This window comes from Bradyrhizobium sp. CCBAU 51765 (assembly GCF_015291725.1).
GTDB lineage: Bacteria > Pseudomonadota > Alphaproteobacteria > Rhizobiales > Xanthobacteraceae > Bradyrhizobium > Bradyrhizobium liaoningense.
Genome location: NZ_CP030038.1, coordinates 2,693,190 through 2,707,637 on the forward strand (window position 1 = coordinate 2,693,190; position 14,448 = coordinate 2,707,637).

Genomic DNA, 14,448 nt, shown 5'->3' on the forward strand with positions numbered 1-14,448 from the left:
TGACGGTCTAACCGATCACGCGTGCCGCTGCCCCAGAGCGATTGCTGTCGCCATCGAGCGATTGCTGCTAACGCATGCGCCTGCGCCATTCGCTCGGCGTTTCGCCGGTGAGCTTCCTGAAGGCCGCGGCGAACGCCGTCTGCGAGGAATAGCCAAGTGCCGCAGCGATCGAGACGACCGGGTCGTCGCTCTCCCGCAGCATGTTCATGGCCTGCTCGAGCCGGTGTTGGCGCAGCCAGGCATGCGGCGAGAGCCCGGTGCTCTCCTTGAAGGCGCGGCAGAAGTGAAAGCGCGAGAGGCCGGCATCGGACGCCAGCGCATCGAGGGAGACGTCCGCATCGCTGTCCGAGCGCAACCGTTCGATCGCGCGGAGCAGGACCTTCGGCGACAGCCCGCCCATGGTCGGTTGGAACGTGGCCGGTGAACCCGTGTGCGCAGCCAGGACGCGCGTGGCAAGAAGATCCGTCACCTGGTGCCGGAACAGCGTGTCGAGGACCCCATTGCCTTCGAGCGCATCCGCTGCGCTCAAGAGCAGTCGGGACGTAATGGGGTCAGGGTGCGCGGTCCGCTCCAGCAGGTCGGTCGCTCCTGTGATCCCGGCTTCGCCGGCAACGCGCTTCAGTGTCGCATTCGGAAGGTAGAGCTGAACGACATCAACGGGCTTCGGAATGTCCCATCGGGAGCTCGATCCTTCCGGGATGATGATCACGACTCCGGGACGAAACGTGCCGATCGAAACCGATTTTCCCGACCGGCGCTCCATGCGCTGCATCACGCCGTTATAGGCCATGATCACGTGGTGGCTCATGGGTTCGACGACGTCATGCAATGGATCGTGGTTCCAGTGCGCGATCCCGGCGCCGGAGGAGTCCAGCGCCATGCGGGTCGGTTCGGTCCTGAGCACCCGCGCCATCTCCGCCTCGGCGGCGCGTCGCTCGGCCATGGCGATGTCGACGGGTTGTGTGCTGGGCAGGGGTGGCTGGGGGGGATTGCGCATGAGTGCGGTGCTCCCGGTCATGGCGTGGCTCCTTCTGATCGCTTGCTGCCTCAGATCAGGTGTCCGTGCTTTTACGGGTCGGCGCGAGTTCTATGCGGCGCAGAGGGTCCGGGTCTTGCCTGGAACGGTTCTGTTTTGCCCGATCCTGCTCCGGGCAATCGTGCGGTTTCACGAACGCACGATGAGCGACGTTGAGTTGCCGCCCCGGCGCCGCGGGATTGGCGCCGCCTTTAACCGATCAGAAACCATGGAAAATGATCTGAAAATTCTAATGAAACTGCTCGGTCTTCTGCGCGTCGGTTTGTCGGAGGGCCCGTCTGATGACAGAACGCCAGTTGAGAGAGCAGGAATTCCTGATCGCGCGTTACCGGCATTTGGAGCGCGAAGTCACCGACCCGCTTGCCGCGCATCTGCTTCACAGCATCATCGAGGAGCTTGAGGCCGAGCTGCGCAAGGAAAGACCGGATTGGCACGGGCACGGCCATTAACGATTTCTTGGCATTAAATCGTGCCAATGGTCCGCGTGGGAATATCAGGAGAGACTGCTCCCATGCTGAAGGACGGCACCTACGCCGCGTGGTACAGGACGCCCCTCGACCAGGGTACCGGGATCGTCCATGTCGCAGACGGCCAGATTTGGGGCCGTGACAGCCTGATGACGTATCACGGCTCCTGCTCGGTCGATGGCGAGCGCTTCACCGCGACCGTATCGACGAAGCGTCATACCGATGGGCGTTCGACGGTCTTTGGCGTTGAGGATGAGCTCACGCTGAACATCGAGGGACGCTGCCCCGGCAAGATCGCGAGCTACACCGCGACGACACAACAGGTGCCCGGAATGATCCTTCATGGCACGCTCATCCTGACGGAACAGCAGCCGCCTGCATGTGAACGAGCCGAGCAGGTGCCGGCGTTCAATCCCGACAAGCTGCGAAAATTGCCGAAGCGTTCGCGCTGATCGGAAAGCCACGGCGTCGGCTGGCCCGCATCCATATGTCGCGCCAAGGCCGCCAGTTTCTGCATCCGGCTTTCGCCAAAGCTTGCTTTTCAAACGGCCCGCGACTCGCCATTGTGCGTCCGCAACCACCGGGAAGCGGAGAAGCATCCATGACGGACAAGGTCTCGCGTCGCCAGCTTGCGAAGATCGCGGGGCTGTCCGCAGCCGGGATGACTGGCGCGCTCGACGCAGCCGAAGCCAAGCCGGCCCGGCCGACGCGCGGTGGAAGCAGCTTTCCGTCGGGCTTCGTCTGGGGCACGGCGACCTCGTCCTACCAGGTGGAAGGCGCGGTCGACGAGGACGGGCGAGGGCCGTCGATCTGGGACAAGTTCGTGGGCATTCCCGGCAAGATCGAGGACGGCACCACGGGCGACCGCGCAAATGAGCACTATCACCGCTACAAGGAGGACATCGCGCTCATCAAGGAGCTCGGCTGCAGGGCCTATCGCTTCTCGGTGGCCTGGCCGCGCCTGTTTCCGGACGGCGACGGCAAGCCCAACCCGAAGGGGCTCGACTTCTACAATCGTCTCGTCGACGAGCTCCTGAAGAACGGCATCGAGCCGTGGCTGACGCTCTATCATTGGGACCTGCCCCAATCGCTCCAGGACCGTTTCGGCGGCTGGCGTTCGACGGAAACCTGCAAGATCTTTGGCGATTACGCGGCCTATGTCGCCGAGCGACTGACCGACCGGGTCAGGAACGTGTTCACGCTGAACGAGAGCGGCCGCTTCGTCTATTTCGGTTACGGCATCGGCATCGACGCGCCGGGCCTGACGCTGCCGCAGGCCGATGTCAACCAGATCAGGCACAACAGCGCGCTGGCGCACGGGCTCGCGGTGCAGGCGGTGCGCGCCCATGGCCGCCGCGGCACCAGGGTGGGGCCGGCCGAGAACGTCGATGCCTGCGCCCCCGCGATCGACACGCCGGAGAACGTTCGCGCCGCCGAGATCGCGCTGCGCGAGATGAATGCCGGCTATCTCAACGTCATCATGACGGGGCGCTATACCGACGCCTTCCTGAAATTCGCCGGGCCCAACGCGCCGAAATTCACCGATGCGGAGCTCAAGATCATCTCCTCGCCGGTCGACTTCCTCGGCCTCAACATCTACGCGCCACAGAATTACGTCGTGGCCTCCGACCAGGGCGCGGGCTTCATGCCGCTGCCGATCCCGAAATCGTTTCCGCACATGAATTCGGACTGGCTGCGCGTCGGGCCCGAGACGATCTACTGGGTGCCGAAGCTGGCGGCAAGGATCTGGAAGACGGATGCGATCTATATCAGCGAGAACGGTGCATCCGGCGACGACGCGGTGACGCCCGACGGCAAGATCTACGACACCGATCGCATCATGTATCTACGCAATTATCTCGCCCAGCTCCAGCGCGCCACCAGCGAGGGTGTGCCGGTGCGCGGCTATTTCCTCTGGAGCCTGATGGACAATTTCGAGTGGGTCTATGGCCTCAACAAGCGCTTCGGCCTCTACCACGTCAATTTCGACACCCAGGTTCGCACGCCCAAACTCAGCGCCAGCTTCTATCGCAACGTGATCGCCAAGAACGCGGCCGGCGCGTAGCGGCTTTCTTCCATGGAGAGAGCTATCTGAGAGATCGTCATGCCCGGGCTTGTCCCGGGCATCCACGTTCTTCCTCCCGGGGCAAAGCGTGGATGGCCGGGACAAGCCCGGCCATGACGTCGCTGGGGCTTTCGCGTAGCGGAAAATCCGGGCGAGCGGCGGGGAAAGCGTGTAGCGCCGCGCATTGACTCTCTTCTCCCGCTTATCCAAAACCGTTCTCAACATTCATAAACGAGAGGACGACGCCAATGGCTGACGCGCTGATCATCGATGCCTGCCGGACCCCACGAGGCATCGGCAAGGCCGGCAAGGGAGCGCTCTCCGGCATTCATCCGCAGCAACTTGGCGCAACCGTGCTGCGCGCGCTTGCCGATCGCACCGGCATCGATACGGCCGACGTCGACGACATCGTCTGGGGCTGTAGCGCGCAGGTCGCAACGCAAAGCGGCGATCTCGGCCGCATGTCCGCGCTCGATGCCGGCTACGACGTGCGCGCCAGCGCGGTGACGCTCGACCGCTTCTGCGGCTCCGGCATCACCAGCGTCAACATGGCCGCAAGCTCGATCATGGCCGGCGCCGAAGACCTCGTCATAGCCGGCGGCTGCGAGATGATGTCGATGGACGGACGCCGTGGCGGCGGTCCGATGATGATGGACGGCGGCAATCTCCGTCTGCGCGCGCGGCATCCGCAGTCGCATCAGGGCGTCTGCGCCGATGCGATCGCGACCATGGAAGGCATCACGCGAAGGGATGTCGACGCGCTCGGGCTGGAGAGCCAGAAGCGCGCCGCGCATGCGATCGCGAACGGCCACTTCAAGAAGAGCCTCGTGCCCGTCCACCGCGAGGACGGCAGCCTCGCGCTCGACCACGAGGAGTATCCGCGGCCGCAGACCACGATGGAAGGGCTCAGCAGCCTGAAGCCGGCATTCCCCGCGATCGCGGACTACGCGCTCGACGACAAGGGCACGACCTATCGCGGCCTGATCCTGCAAAAATATCCCGATCTGAACATCGACTTCGTGCATCACGCCGGCAACTCCTCCGGCGTCGTCGACGGCGCCGCCGCGATCCTTCTGGCTTCGCCCGCCTACGCCAAGGCGCATGGCCTCAAGCCGCGCGCCCGCGTGGTCGCGATGGCCAACATGGGGGACTCGCCGACCTTGATGCTGAATGCCCCGGTGCCGGCGACCTGCAAGGTGCTGGCGAAGGCGGGCCTCACCATCGACGACATCGACCTGTTCGAGATCAACGAGGCGTTCGCGGTGGTGGCGGAAAAATATATCCGCGACCTCAAGCTCGACCGCGCCAAGGTCAACGTCAATGGCGGTTCGATCGCGCTCGGCCATCCCATCGGCGCCACCGGCTCGATCCTGATCGGCACCGTGCTCGACGAGCTCGAGCGGCGCGACCTCAGGCGTGGACTCGTCACCATGTGCGCCGCAGGCGGCATGGCGCCCGCCATCATCATCGAGCGCGTCTAGCCGACGCTTCTTCACCGCTCCCCGTAAAAAATGGGGAGCGGGAGAGCTGCGGTGCGATCCAGCCCTTATTTTCCAGGGCGAAACGCGCTTCTTCTCGCACAAAGAGGCCATGATCGCTTGTCGAAAGCCGCGAATCAGCTTTAGCAAGATGGCGTACGGGCCTTTGAAACAAGGCAAAAACCGCTGCCCGAGGCTTTTCCCGCTCCGGAAGTAGCTAAAAAGCAGGGTTTTTTGTCACAGGGGGACAGAAAAGCCCGTAAATTCGCGACAAAACTGTGCAGAAGGCTATAGGCCTTCAACGGTTGGTCTAATATGCAACCGGCAACGAATCAGAGGAGACACGATGCCAACCCAAATGTCCAAATCGCAGCTGATCGAAAAGATTGCGACCGCCACCGAGCTTTCCAAGCGCGACGTCAAGAACGTCATGGAGACGCTGACCGACGTCGGCCACAAGGAGCTCAAGAAGAACGGCCTGTTCCTGGTGCCGGGCTTCGCCAAGTTCGTGGTCATCAAGAAGCCCGCGACCAAGGCGCGCAAGGGCACCAACCCGTTCACGGGTGAAGAGATGATGTTCAAGGCCAAGCCGGCCCGGAAGATCGTCCGCGCCCGCCCGGTCAAGGCCGCCAAGGACGCCGTGTCCTAAGAACGCAAAGACCCCCTTGAAGGAGGGGGCCTTTTGTTTGGGGCAGCCGCGAGGGCTTGAGACGGAGGGCTCAACCCTTGCGGCGCTTCACCCGGACCGGGACCGGCTGAAGCCGCGGCTCAGGCGCCGCAAGCGCATCGCGAACCCGGTCGATCGCGCGATCGAGAAACTGGCGCAGCCGCTGCGTCTTCCGCGATCCCTTCGCTTTCTCCAGCAGTTTCTTCATCGCATTCACTCCGCAGCTTCGACCTTGACCTCGGTCGGCTCGAGCGCCGCGGCGATGGCCTCGTCGACGCGCTCCAGCCAGATGAACTCAAGGTTGTCCCGCGCGCTCTTCGGGATGTCGTCGTAATCCCGCTTGTTGCGCGCCGGCAGCATCACCCGCTTCAATCCGGCGGCGGCCGCAGCCACCACCTTCTCCTTGATGCCGCCCACCGGCAGCACCAGGCCGCGCAGCGAGATCTCGCCGGTCATCGCGGTGTCGCTGCGCACCGTGCGATTGCTGAGCAGGGACGTCAGCGCCGTGAACATCGCGACGCCGGCGCTCGGCCCGTCCTTCGGGGTTGCGCCCGCGGGGACGTGAACGTGGATGTCGCTCTTCTCGAACAGCTGGGGATCGATGCCGAGCTGGGCGGCTCGGCTCTTCACCAGCGTCATCGCGGCCTGCACGCTCTCGCGCATGACGTCGCCGAGCTGGCCGGTCAGGATCAGGCCGCCCTTGCCGGGCACGCGCGTCGCCTCGATGAACAGGATGTCGCCGCCGACCGGCGTCCAGGCAAGGCCGGTGGCCACGCCGGGAACGCTGGTGCGCAGTGCGATCTCGCCTTCGAAGCGCGGCTGGCCGAGCACGGTGGCGATGTCCTTCGGTGCGATCACGACCTTCGTGGCCGTGCCTTCGGCGACCTGCACCGCGGCGTGGCGGAACAGCTTGCCGATCTCGCGCTCGAGGTTGCGCACGCCGGCCTCGCGGGTATAGCCCTTGACCACCAGCTTCAGCGCCTCCGGCTCGATCTCGGCCTGCTCGGCCGAGAGGCCATTGGCCTCGAGCTGCCGCCGCACCAGATAGCGCTGCGCGATCTCGAGCTTCTCGTCCTCGGTGTAGCCGGCAAGGCTGATCAGCTCCATGCGGTCCAGCAGCGGACCCGGGATCTGGTCCAGCATGTTGGCGGTCGCGATGAACACCACGCGCGACAGGTCGAATGGCACGCCCAGGTAATTGTCCCGGAACGTCCCGTTCTGCTCGGGGTCGAGCACTTCCAGCATGGCGGCGGAAGGGTCGCCCTGCACGCCACGGCCCATCTTGTCGATCTCGTCCAGCATCATGACGCAGTTCCGGCTGCCTGCCTTCTTGATGCCCTGGATGATGTTGCCGGGCAGCGCGCCGATATAGGTGCGCCGGTGACCGCGGATCTCGGCCTCGTCATGCACGCCGCCCAGGCTGACGCGCACGAAGGGACGATCCATCGCGCGTGCGATGGATTGGCCGAGCGAAGTCTTGCCGACGCCGGGCGGGCCGACGAAGCAGAGGATCGGGGCCTTGCCCTGCGGGGCGAGCTTGCGCACCGCCAGATATTCGATGATCCGGCTCTTGATCTTCTCCAGGCCGAAATGATCCGCATCCAGGATGCGGCGCGCCTCCTTGATGTCGATCGGCTTCTCCGCGGGCAGCGCCCAGGGCAGCTCGATCAGCCAGTCGAGATAGGTGCGGACCATGCCGGCTTCGCCGGCGGCTTCAGGCATGCGCTCGTAGCGGCGCAGCTCCTTCTTGGCGTGCGCCTCCGCCTCCGGGGGCATGTTGGCCTTGGCGATCGCCGCCGTCAGCTCGGTGACCTCGGCCGCCTTGCCGTCGCCTTCGCCGAGCTGGCGCTGGATGGTCGCCATCTGCTCGCGCAGGATCGCCTCGCGCTGCCGCTCGTCGAAGGAGGCCTTGGTCTGCTGGCCGATCTCCTTGCTGATGCGCAACACCTCCAGCCGCTCGGCCAGGTGCTTCGACACCTTCTCCACGCGGAGAGCGAGGTCGATGGTCTCCAGCACCTCCTGCTTGTCCTGCGGCTTGATGTCCATGAACGAGGTCGCCAGATCCGCCAGCGCGCCGGGCGCGCTCGTCCCCTGGAAGACCGCGGCCAGCTCGGGCGGCGCCTGCGGCAGCAGCTCGATCGCCTCGATCGCCAGACGCTGCAGGTTCAAAGCCCGGGCCTCGATCTCCGGCGAGGTCGTGGTCGGCTCGGGGATCTGCTGGAAGCGCGCGGCCGGGAACGGCGTCCCCGGCAGGAAGTCGAGGATGCGCGCGCGCTGCACGCCCTGGCAGACGATGTGGTTGGTGCCGTCGGGCGCGGTGATATAGCGCACGATGTTGGCGATGGTTGCGACCCTGTAGAGGTCGTCCGGCCCGGGGTCATTGGTCTCGGGACTGCGTTGCAGGACGATGCCGATCGGGCGCTGCTCGCGCAGCGCCTGCTGCGCGGCGGCAATGGACTTCGCCCGGCCGATCGTGATCGGCGCGATGGCGCCGGGAAACAGCACCATCTCGCGCACGGGGATGATGATCAGCGCGTCCTCGGGGATCTTCACGTCGTTGTTGGTCTGTTCGTTGTTCATCTGTTCGTTGGCCATGATCGACCTCAGGATTTGGCGAGGCGCAGCGCGACGCAGCCGTCCATTACGAAGCGGCTGATGGCGTAGCGGCCAAGGGGCAATGCGATGCGGCGCTCAAAACGCCCCTGTGGCAGCTCGAGCCGATGGATGCGGGCGTTGCGAAGCTCCGGCGGAAGGGTGCGCTGACCGGAGATGACGAGAACGCCGTCATGGATGACCGTCTCGACATTGTCCGGATTGACGCCGGGAAGCGCCACCAGGATCAGGAGCTCGCGCTCGGTTTCGAGCACGTCGATCGGCGGCTCCCAGCAGGCTTCCTGGCGGCCGAACTGCTGGCGCAGCCGATCGGCGCGGGTCAGCGAGTCCAGGGCTTCGGACAGCATCCAGTCGAGGGGGTTTTTGGGTTGCATGATGCGGGCTCGGGGGGTGGGGAAGCCTGCAATATGGGGCCGGTTCCCGGGAAATCCAGTGCAGTGGCGCCGGTGTGCCATCCGCCATCGTGTCATCGAACAAGAAAAGGGGGGAACGGGAAAAGGCCGCGGCACGGGCCGCGGCGTTTCGTCATTGGCCGGCGCGGGTCAGGCCGCGGCGCGGTACTCTTCTTCCGCTTCCAGGTTGATCACGGAGGTGGCGAGCTCTGTCAGGGTGTGATCGGTCGCCTCTTCCTCATCCAGCGTCTCCTGGAGCAGCCTTGCTGCGTCCTGCATGCCGAGCTCCTCGGCCCAGGTGCGGAGCGTGCCGTAGCGGGAGATCTCGTAATGCTCGACAGCCTGGGCGGCCGCGAGCAGCCCCGCATCGAGCGCCGGCGCGCCCTTGAACTCCTTCATGATCTCGGCGCCCTCGTCGGTAATGCCGTTGATGGCCTCGCAGGGCTTGCCGCGTGCTGGCTTGCCCAGCATCCTGAAGATCTGGTCCAGCCGCTTGACCTGGCCCTGGGTCTCGCGCAGGTGCTTGTTGAAGGCGGCGGACAGCTCTTTCGACTGCGCTGCCTTCGCCATCTTGGGCAAGGTCTTGATGATCTTGTTCTCGGCGAAATAGATGTCCTTCAGCGTCTCCAGAAACAGGTCGCTGAGCATCTTCGGGGCCTGACGCGGTCGCCGCGCCGCTGTCTTCCTGGTCGCGCGCTTCTTTGCTCGTTTAGCCATACGTCCTCCTCTTGAGGTGACACGGGAAGGCGTCGCCTTCCTCAATCCTCGGGCGATCAAAACCTTCGGAGAACGAAAGTTCCAAACTGCAACCCGCGTTCGCGGATCGCTCAGGTCGGGCGCTTGTACGGGTCTTCCTGGCGCTGCCGCTCTTCCGTCGCGCGATCGAGGCGTGCCCGCTCGCTGCGGCGCAGGTGGCCGGCCTTCATCACCCCGTAAACGAGGACCCCGCCGAGCACGAACGCGCCGATGAACCAGAGCCAAAGCATCTGAGCCGAGGCGTGGCCCAAGAGCATGCCAACTCCGCTGTCACTCATGATTGGTCTCCACCGATCTTCATTGCGGTCATGCTGAGCTAAGTCGGCTGTCGAAACCTCGTTCCATGCACCCTGGGTCGCACTGCAAGTGCCGTGCTCTCGCGCGTTCTCGCGGCCTCCTCAGCGTGGTTCGTGATCACCGCGATTGCTGCGGTCCGGACGAGCCTGCCATTGGGCCGCGATAATCCGCAGATTCCTTCATATTTCCATCCCTTTCGTGGTTTGGCAGGGGCGTCGCCGAGATGGAGACGATCCGGGACTCTTTCGCTTGCGCTGCCATATTGCTTTGACGTACTTCCGGTCTAACAAGCCCTTCGTCAGGAAATCGCGATGTCGATGAGAGCAGACGAACTCGCCACAAGACAGGCCATCATCGATGCCTGCCGGCGCATGAACGCGCTCGGCATCAACCAGGGCACCTCGGGCAATATCAGTGTCCGGCATGCGGACGGGCTCCTGGTCACGCCGACCAGCGTGCCCTATGACGCCATGTCGCCGGACCAGATCGTCTTCATGGCCATGGACGGCACACACGCGCCCGATCAGAAACCGTCCAGCGAGTGGCGCTTCCATCGCGACATCCTGAAGTCGCGGCCCGACGTCAATGCCGTGGTGCACGCCCATCCGACCTATTGCACCATCCTGGCGATCATGGGCATGGAGATTCCGCCCGTGCACTACATGATCGCGGCGGCCGGCGGCGACAGCATCCGCTGCGCGCCCTATGCGACGTTCGGAACGGCGGAGCTGTCCGAACATGCGGTGCGGGCGCTGGAAGGCCGGCTTGCCTGCCTGCTCGACCACCACGGCATGATCGCGATCGGCAAGACGCTCGACAAGGCGATGTGGCTCGCCGTCGAGGTCGAGACGCTGGCGCGGCAATATCACGGCTGCCTCCAGATCGGACGGCCGCCGCTGCTCTCTAGCGACGAGATCGAGCGGGTCCGCCAGCGCATGGCCGGCTACGGACTGGCGGAACGGTAGGGGCGGGCAGAGGGTGTTCGTGCGGATCAGGCATCTCGTCGATCGCAAGGGGACGAACCGTACCATGGTTCGGCTGCGCGCCCTGCTGCGCAGCAACGAGTTCTACCTGATCCCGCTTGCGCTCGTGATCGGCACGCTCGCGGGCTCGGTCGTGACGTTGATGGCCCAGATTGCCCAGCTCGCGCATGTGGTAATCTACGGCATTCCCATTGATGTTCACCTGTCGGCTCACGAGAGCGTCAGCCCGTGGGCGGCGCTGATCGCACCTGCGCTCGGAGGGCTCTCGCTCGGCATCATGGAATGGTCGCGGCGGCGCATGAAGATCTCGAACGCGGTGGACCCGATCGAGGCCAATGCGCTACGCGGCGGCAATCTGTCGATGCGCGACAGCGTGGTGGTGTCGAGCCAGACGCTGATCTCCAACGGCTGCGGCGCCTCGGTCGGCCTCGAGGCCGGCTATACCCAGATCGGCTCGGGAATCGCTTCGCTGCTCGGCAAGTTCTTCAATCTTCGCCGCAACGATCTGCGCCTGATGGTCGGTTGCGGCGCGGCGGCCGCGATCGCGGCGGCGTTCGGCGCGCCGATCACCGGCGCCTTCTATGCCTGCGAGCTGATCGTCGGCGTCTATTCGGTCGGCAGCGCCGCGCCGATCCTGGCGGCCTCGCTGGCGGGCGCCCTGACCGCGCAATGGCTGGGCGGTGCACCCTATTCGCTGGAGATCCCGAAGGTCAGCGCCGTCGGCGTCGAGCAGTACCTGGCACTGATCGGGCTCGCCCTCATCACCAGCGGCGTCGGCATCGCCGTGATGCGCTCCTCGCCGATGTTCGAGCGCCTGTTCGCCTGGATGCCGGTCTGGCTGCGTCCGGTGATCGGCGGCCTCATCGTCGGCGGCTTCGCGATCATCACGCCGCAGGTGCTGGCAGCCGGCCACGGCGCCATGGTGCTCGATCTCTTTCACGAGATGACGATCGGCCTGATCGCGCTGGTCATCGCCTTGAAGGTGACGGCCTGCCTGATCTCGCTCGCCTCGGGTTTCCGCGGTGGCCTGTTCTTCGCCTCGCTGTTCGTCGGCAGCCTGATCGGAAAGTTCTTTGCCGCGGTGCTGCTCCTGATCAGCCCGAACTTCGCGATCGATCCGCTGGTGGCGATGCTGACGGGCATGGCGACGCTCGGTGTCGCCATCGTCGGCGGTCCCCTGACGATGTCGTTCCTCGTGCTCGAGATGACCCGCAATGTCGACGTCACCGCCGTGGTGCTCGCCGGCTGCATCGTCACCTCGATCTGCGTCCGCTTTATGTTCGGCCACTCCTTTTCGACCTGGCGGCTGCATCTGCGCGGCGAGACCATCCGCAGCGCCAACGACGTCGGCTGGCTGCGCAACCTCACGGTCGAACGGCTGATGCGCTCCGACGTCGGCAAGGTGCCGTCGACCACGACGATCGCAGCGGTCCGCCGCGAGTTCGCGCTGGGCTCGCGGCCCGGAATCGTGATCGTCAACAATGCGGACGAATATGTCGGGCTCGTCATGCTGCCTGACCTGTTCTCCAATGATCTCGACAGCATCGCGGACGACATCCAGGTGATCGAGCTCGCCCGCCTGATCGACATCGTGCTGATCCCGGAAATGAACGTGAAATCGGCGATGGCGGTGTTCGACGAGGCCGAGGCCGAGATGCTGGCGGTGGTCGATTCCACCGACAGCCGCAAGGTGGTCGGCTTCCTCACCGAGAGCTTCGCCCGCCGCCGCTATGTCGAGGAGATCGACAAGGCGACAAGGGGCGTGCTTGGGGCGCTCTCGTAAGGATCGGCTATCGGCCGGGTGGCGCTGCGACAAGGCAGGCCACGATCCGGCGGACCAGTGGCAGGACCATAAGCAGCGTCGGAAACGCCACGAGCCAGGACAGCGCCCAGGCGCCTGGCCAGGTCGCCAGGAACGCCGGTGTTGCGCCGAGGCTTCGCAGCGTCGATATGACCGAGACCACCGCGGTCATGAGGATGGACAGCACGAATGGCATGACGATCGGCGCATAGCGCGCCGGCAGTTTGCGAACCGCAATCATCTGAACTTCTTTCGAGGAAAAGGACGCGTCGATTACGTTGAACCTTGAAAATTGCATCGATCCCGACGGCGTCGGTTGATGCGTTGGTTCACGTGAAACGCTTACGGCGACCGAGAAACGGCGCGGCTGTTCATTAACCGCTCAGGTTGGATGGTTCAAGCTGGACCTGATCGTTCGGTTTACAATCGTTCAAAGCGTGGCAGATCGCCGCGATCATGAAACTATTTCAATGGTTTGCGCGTTGTAGAGGGTTTGCTTATGTCTTTTTGGCGAGAACAGAGGAAGGTCGAAATGAGTATTGGACCGATGATTTCCGCAGCCGGCCGCAACACGGTCGTGGCCGCGTTCGCAAGCCTCGCCCTGATCGCGGCCTCCGCATCCCCGTCCACGGCCGCCTCGGCCGGGACACCGGCCGCGAAGGCGGCCGTCGCCGGCCAGGGCGCGTCTGACGTCACTGATTTCAGCGCAGCCCGGCGTCGCCATTACCACCGACGCGGGCCGAACGCCGCAGGTCTCGCCTTCATGGGCATGGCGGCAGGTCTGATCGGAGGCGCGATCGCCGAGAGCCGCCGCCGCGAGTACTATGAGAACCGCTACTATTATGGCCCGCGTCCTTACTATGGCGGCCCGGGCTATTACGGCGGTCCGGGTTACTACGGCGGCGGTCCCAATTATTACGGTCCGGGCTATGGTTACGCGCCGTATTGAGCGGTCGCGTTCGCCAAGGGGCGGTGCTTTGCGCCGCCCCTTTTTGATTTTGGCGTCGTTCACCTCTCCCGCTTGCTTGCGGGAGAGGGAGTGCACCTCCGTCGTTGCAGCGATCAAGCCTCATCCCATCACGCTTTAATGGGCTTCGCTGGCGATCGGGCTGTTTTGCTACTCTGTCAATCCTATCGCGCGAAAATATTCCACTTTACCGAAATTCGGAATTGGCGTATGTGTCGCCCATCCCGGCTCATTCTTGAGGGGCGATTGTGAGGTCGTCACTGTCGCGAGCCGGGCTTGCGGTGGACGCGGCAGCGTCGTGCACGAGAGGTGAAGGGCAGGGCGGATTGCTCTCCGTGAGCCCGAAGCTGCGTGCGGACGAGCGGCGCTGCCAGGCTTCGTCTCGCCTGTAAGTTTCCGGCTCCGTCGACAGGGCCGGGAAAACTGCGGCGAAATGGCGGGCCGTGCGTACGGCAAAACCGTGTGGTCCTGGCCGTCGTTGCTACGGTCAAGCCCTTGCGAATGCGGCAGTCGTGTCAACCGGCGCGGCGCCGGTGAATTTCGCAAGGAGGAGGGAGGCCAGAACGAACTCGGCTCCCGGGAGAGCACGGCATAAGCCGTCCGACCATCGCGCAGGGAAGGCCGAGTGATTGGCACCACCTGTATGCTGCTGTGCGGTCTCTTTGCGCTACATTTTCGCGCAGCGGACCGCGGGTGCGAGGTCAGCACCCGGTCTTCCCTGCGCCCTCTTGGCTCGAGAGGGTGAGCGACGAAGCAAAGCTCGGGCGGAATGAGCCGCGAGAACGCGAAGGCATGTCTGCCATGCCGTAGGATGGGTAGAGCCCTTGCGAAACCCATCATGCTTCAGCGCGGAGGATGCGTGATGGGTTTCGCTGCGCTCATCCTACGAGTTCTGCGGAGCGGGCCCATCAATCCACAATGCCGCG

At 64.6% G+C, this 14,448-nt stretch carries 15 protein-coding genes; 8 read left to right on the plus strand and 7 right to left on the minus strand.

Features of this window, described 5'->3' with window-relative positions; genetic code table 11:
* Window positions 1–67: 67 nt before the first annotated feature.
* Entirely contained in the window at window positions 68–1,018 is a 951-nt protein-coding gene (locus tag XH96_RS12795) for a helix-turn-helix domain-containing protein (RefSeq protein ID WP_371740069.1), read from the minus strand.
* Window positions 1,019–1,317: 299 nt separating this feature from the next.
* On the opposite strand from XH96_RS12795, the gene XH96_RS12800 reads away from it, so the two are divergent.
* The 5 genes from XH96_RS12800 (at window position 1,318) to XH96_RS12820 (ending at window position 5,695) form a co-directional block, all read left to right on the plus strand.
* Window positions 1,318–1,485: a hypothetical protein gene (locus XH96_RS12800; protein ID WP_162832023.1), complete on the plus strand. Its 168-nt coding sequence runs from the start codon at window positions 1,318–1,320 to the stop codon at window positions 1,483–1,485.
* A 62-nt stretch (window positions 1,486–1,547) separates the two neighbouring features.
* The gene (locus tag XH96_RS12805; protein ID WP_194392814.1) at window positions 1,548–1,955 is read left to right on the plus strand and encodes a hypothetical protein; all 408 of its coding nucleotides are present in this window, start codon (window positions 1,548–1,550) and stop codon (window positions 1,953–1,955) included.
* 149 nt (window positions 1,956–2,104) lie between these two features.
* Entirely contained in the window at window positions 2,105–3,568 is a 1,464-nt protein-coding gene (locus XH96_RS12810; RefSeq protein WP_194392815.1) for a GH1 family beta-glucosidase, read from the plus strand.
* Between the two features lie 248 nt (window positions 3,569–3,816).
* On the plus strand, window positions 3,817–5,049 hold the full coding sequence (locus XH96_RS12815; protein WP_194392816.1) for an acetyl-CoA C-acetyltransferase: 1,233 nt from the start codon (window positions 3,817–3,819) through the stop codon (window positions 5,047–5,049).
* A 343-nt stretch (window positions 5,050–5,392) separates the two neighbouring features.
* Window positions 5,393–5,695, plus strand: coding sequence for an HU family DNA-binding protein (locus XH96_RS12820; protein WP_027574583.1), 303 nt, complete (start codon window positions 5,393–5,395; stop codon window positions 5,693–5,695).
* Window positions 5,696–5,765: 70 nt separating this feature from the next.
* Here XH96_RS12820 and XH96_RS12825 read toward each other — a convergent pair whose 3' ends face one another.
* The 5 genes from XH96_RS12825 to XH96_RS12845 all read right to left on the minus strand — a co-directional run bounded on the left by XH96_RS12825 (window position 5,766) and on the right by XH96_RS12845 (window position 9,752).
* Entirely contained in the window at window positions 5,766–5,921 is a 156-nt protein-coding gene (locus XH96_RS12825; RefSeq protein WP_194392817.1) for a hypothetical protein, read from the minus strand.
* A 5-nt stretch (window positions 5,922–5,926) separates the two neighbouring features.
* Window positions 5,927–8,308: an endopeptidase La gene (lon, locus tag XH96_RS12830; RefSeq protein WP_194392818.1), complete on the minus strand. Its 2,382-nt coding sequence runs from the start codon at window positions 8,306–8,308 to the stop codon at window positions 5,927–5,929.
* Between the two features lie 8 nt (window positions 8,309–8,316).
* Window positions 8,317–8,700 carry an Hsp20/alpha crystallin family protein gene (locus XH96_RS12835; RefSeq protein ID WP_024342525.1) on the minus strand — a complete coding sequence of 128 codons (384 nt, stop codon included), beginning with the start codon at window positions 8,698–8,700 and terminating at the stop codon, window positions 8,317–8,319.
* A 168-nt stretch (window positions 8,701–8,868) separates the two neighbouring features.
* Window positions 8,869–9,435, minus strand: coding sequence for a ferritin-like domain-containing protein (locus XH96_RS12840; RefSeq protein ID WP_194392819.1), 567 nt, complete (start codon window positions 9,433–9,435; stop codon window positions 8,869–8,871).
* A 110-nt stretch (window positions 9,436–9,545) separates the two neighbouring features.
* The gene (locus XH96_RS12845; RefSeq protein ID WP_061883443.1) at window positions 9,546–9,752 is read right to left on the minus strand and encodes a hypothetical protein; all 207 of its coding nucleotides are present in this window, start codon (window positions 9,750–9,752) and stop codon (window positions 9,546–9,548) included.
* A gap of 330 nt (window positions 9,753–10,082) precedes the next feature.
* Between XH96_RS12845 and XH96_RS12850 the strand changes: the two genes are divergently transcribed.
* Together XH96_RS12850 and XH96_RS12855 are read left to right on the plus strand one after the other, a co-directional pair.
* A complete protein-coding gene (locus XH96_RS12850; protein WP_194392820.1) occupies window positions 10,083–10,736 on the plus strand; it encodes an L-fuculose-phosphate aldolase in 654 nt (217 codons plus the stop codon).
* A gap of 13 nt (window positions 10,737–10,749) precedes the next feature.
* Complete coding sequence (locus tag XH96_RS12855; RefSeq protein ID WP_194392821.1) at window positions 10,750–12,537, plus strand: chloride channel protein; 1,788 nt, start codon at window positions 10,750–10,752, stop codon at window positions 12,535–12,537.
* Between the two features lie 7 nt (window positions 12,538–12,544).
* Here the strand turns inward: XH96_RS12855 and XH96_RS12860 are convergent, their stop codons facing one another.
* A complete protein-coding gene (locus tag XH96_RS12860) occupies window positions 12,545–12,796 on the minus strand; it encodes a DUF2798 domain-containing protein (RefSeq protein WP_008565736.1) in 252 nt (83 codons plus the stop codon).
* A 291-nt stretch (window positions 12,797–13,087) separates the two neighbouring features.
* Between XH96_RS12860 and XH96_RS12865 the strand changes: the two genes are divergently transcribed.
* The gene (locus XH96_RS12865; protein WP_194392822.1) at window positions 13,088–13,504 is read left to right on the plus strand and encodes a hypothetical protein; all 417 of its coding nucleotides are present in this window, start codon (window positions 13,088–13,090) and stop codon (window positions 13,502–13,504) included.
* Window positions 13,505–14,448 lie beyond the last annotated feature (944 nt).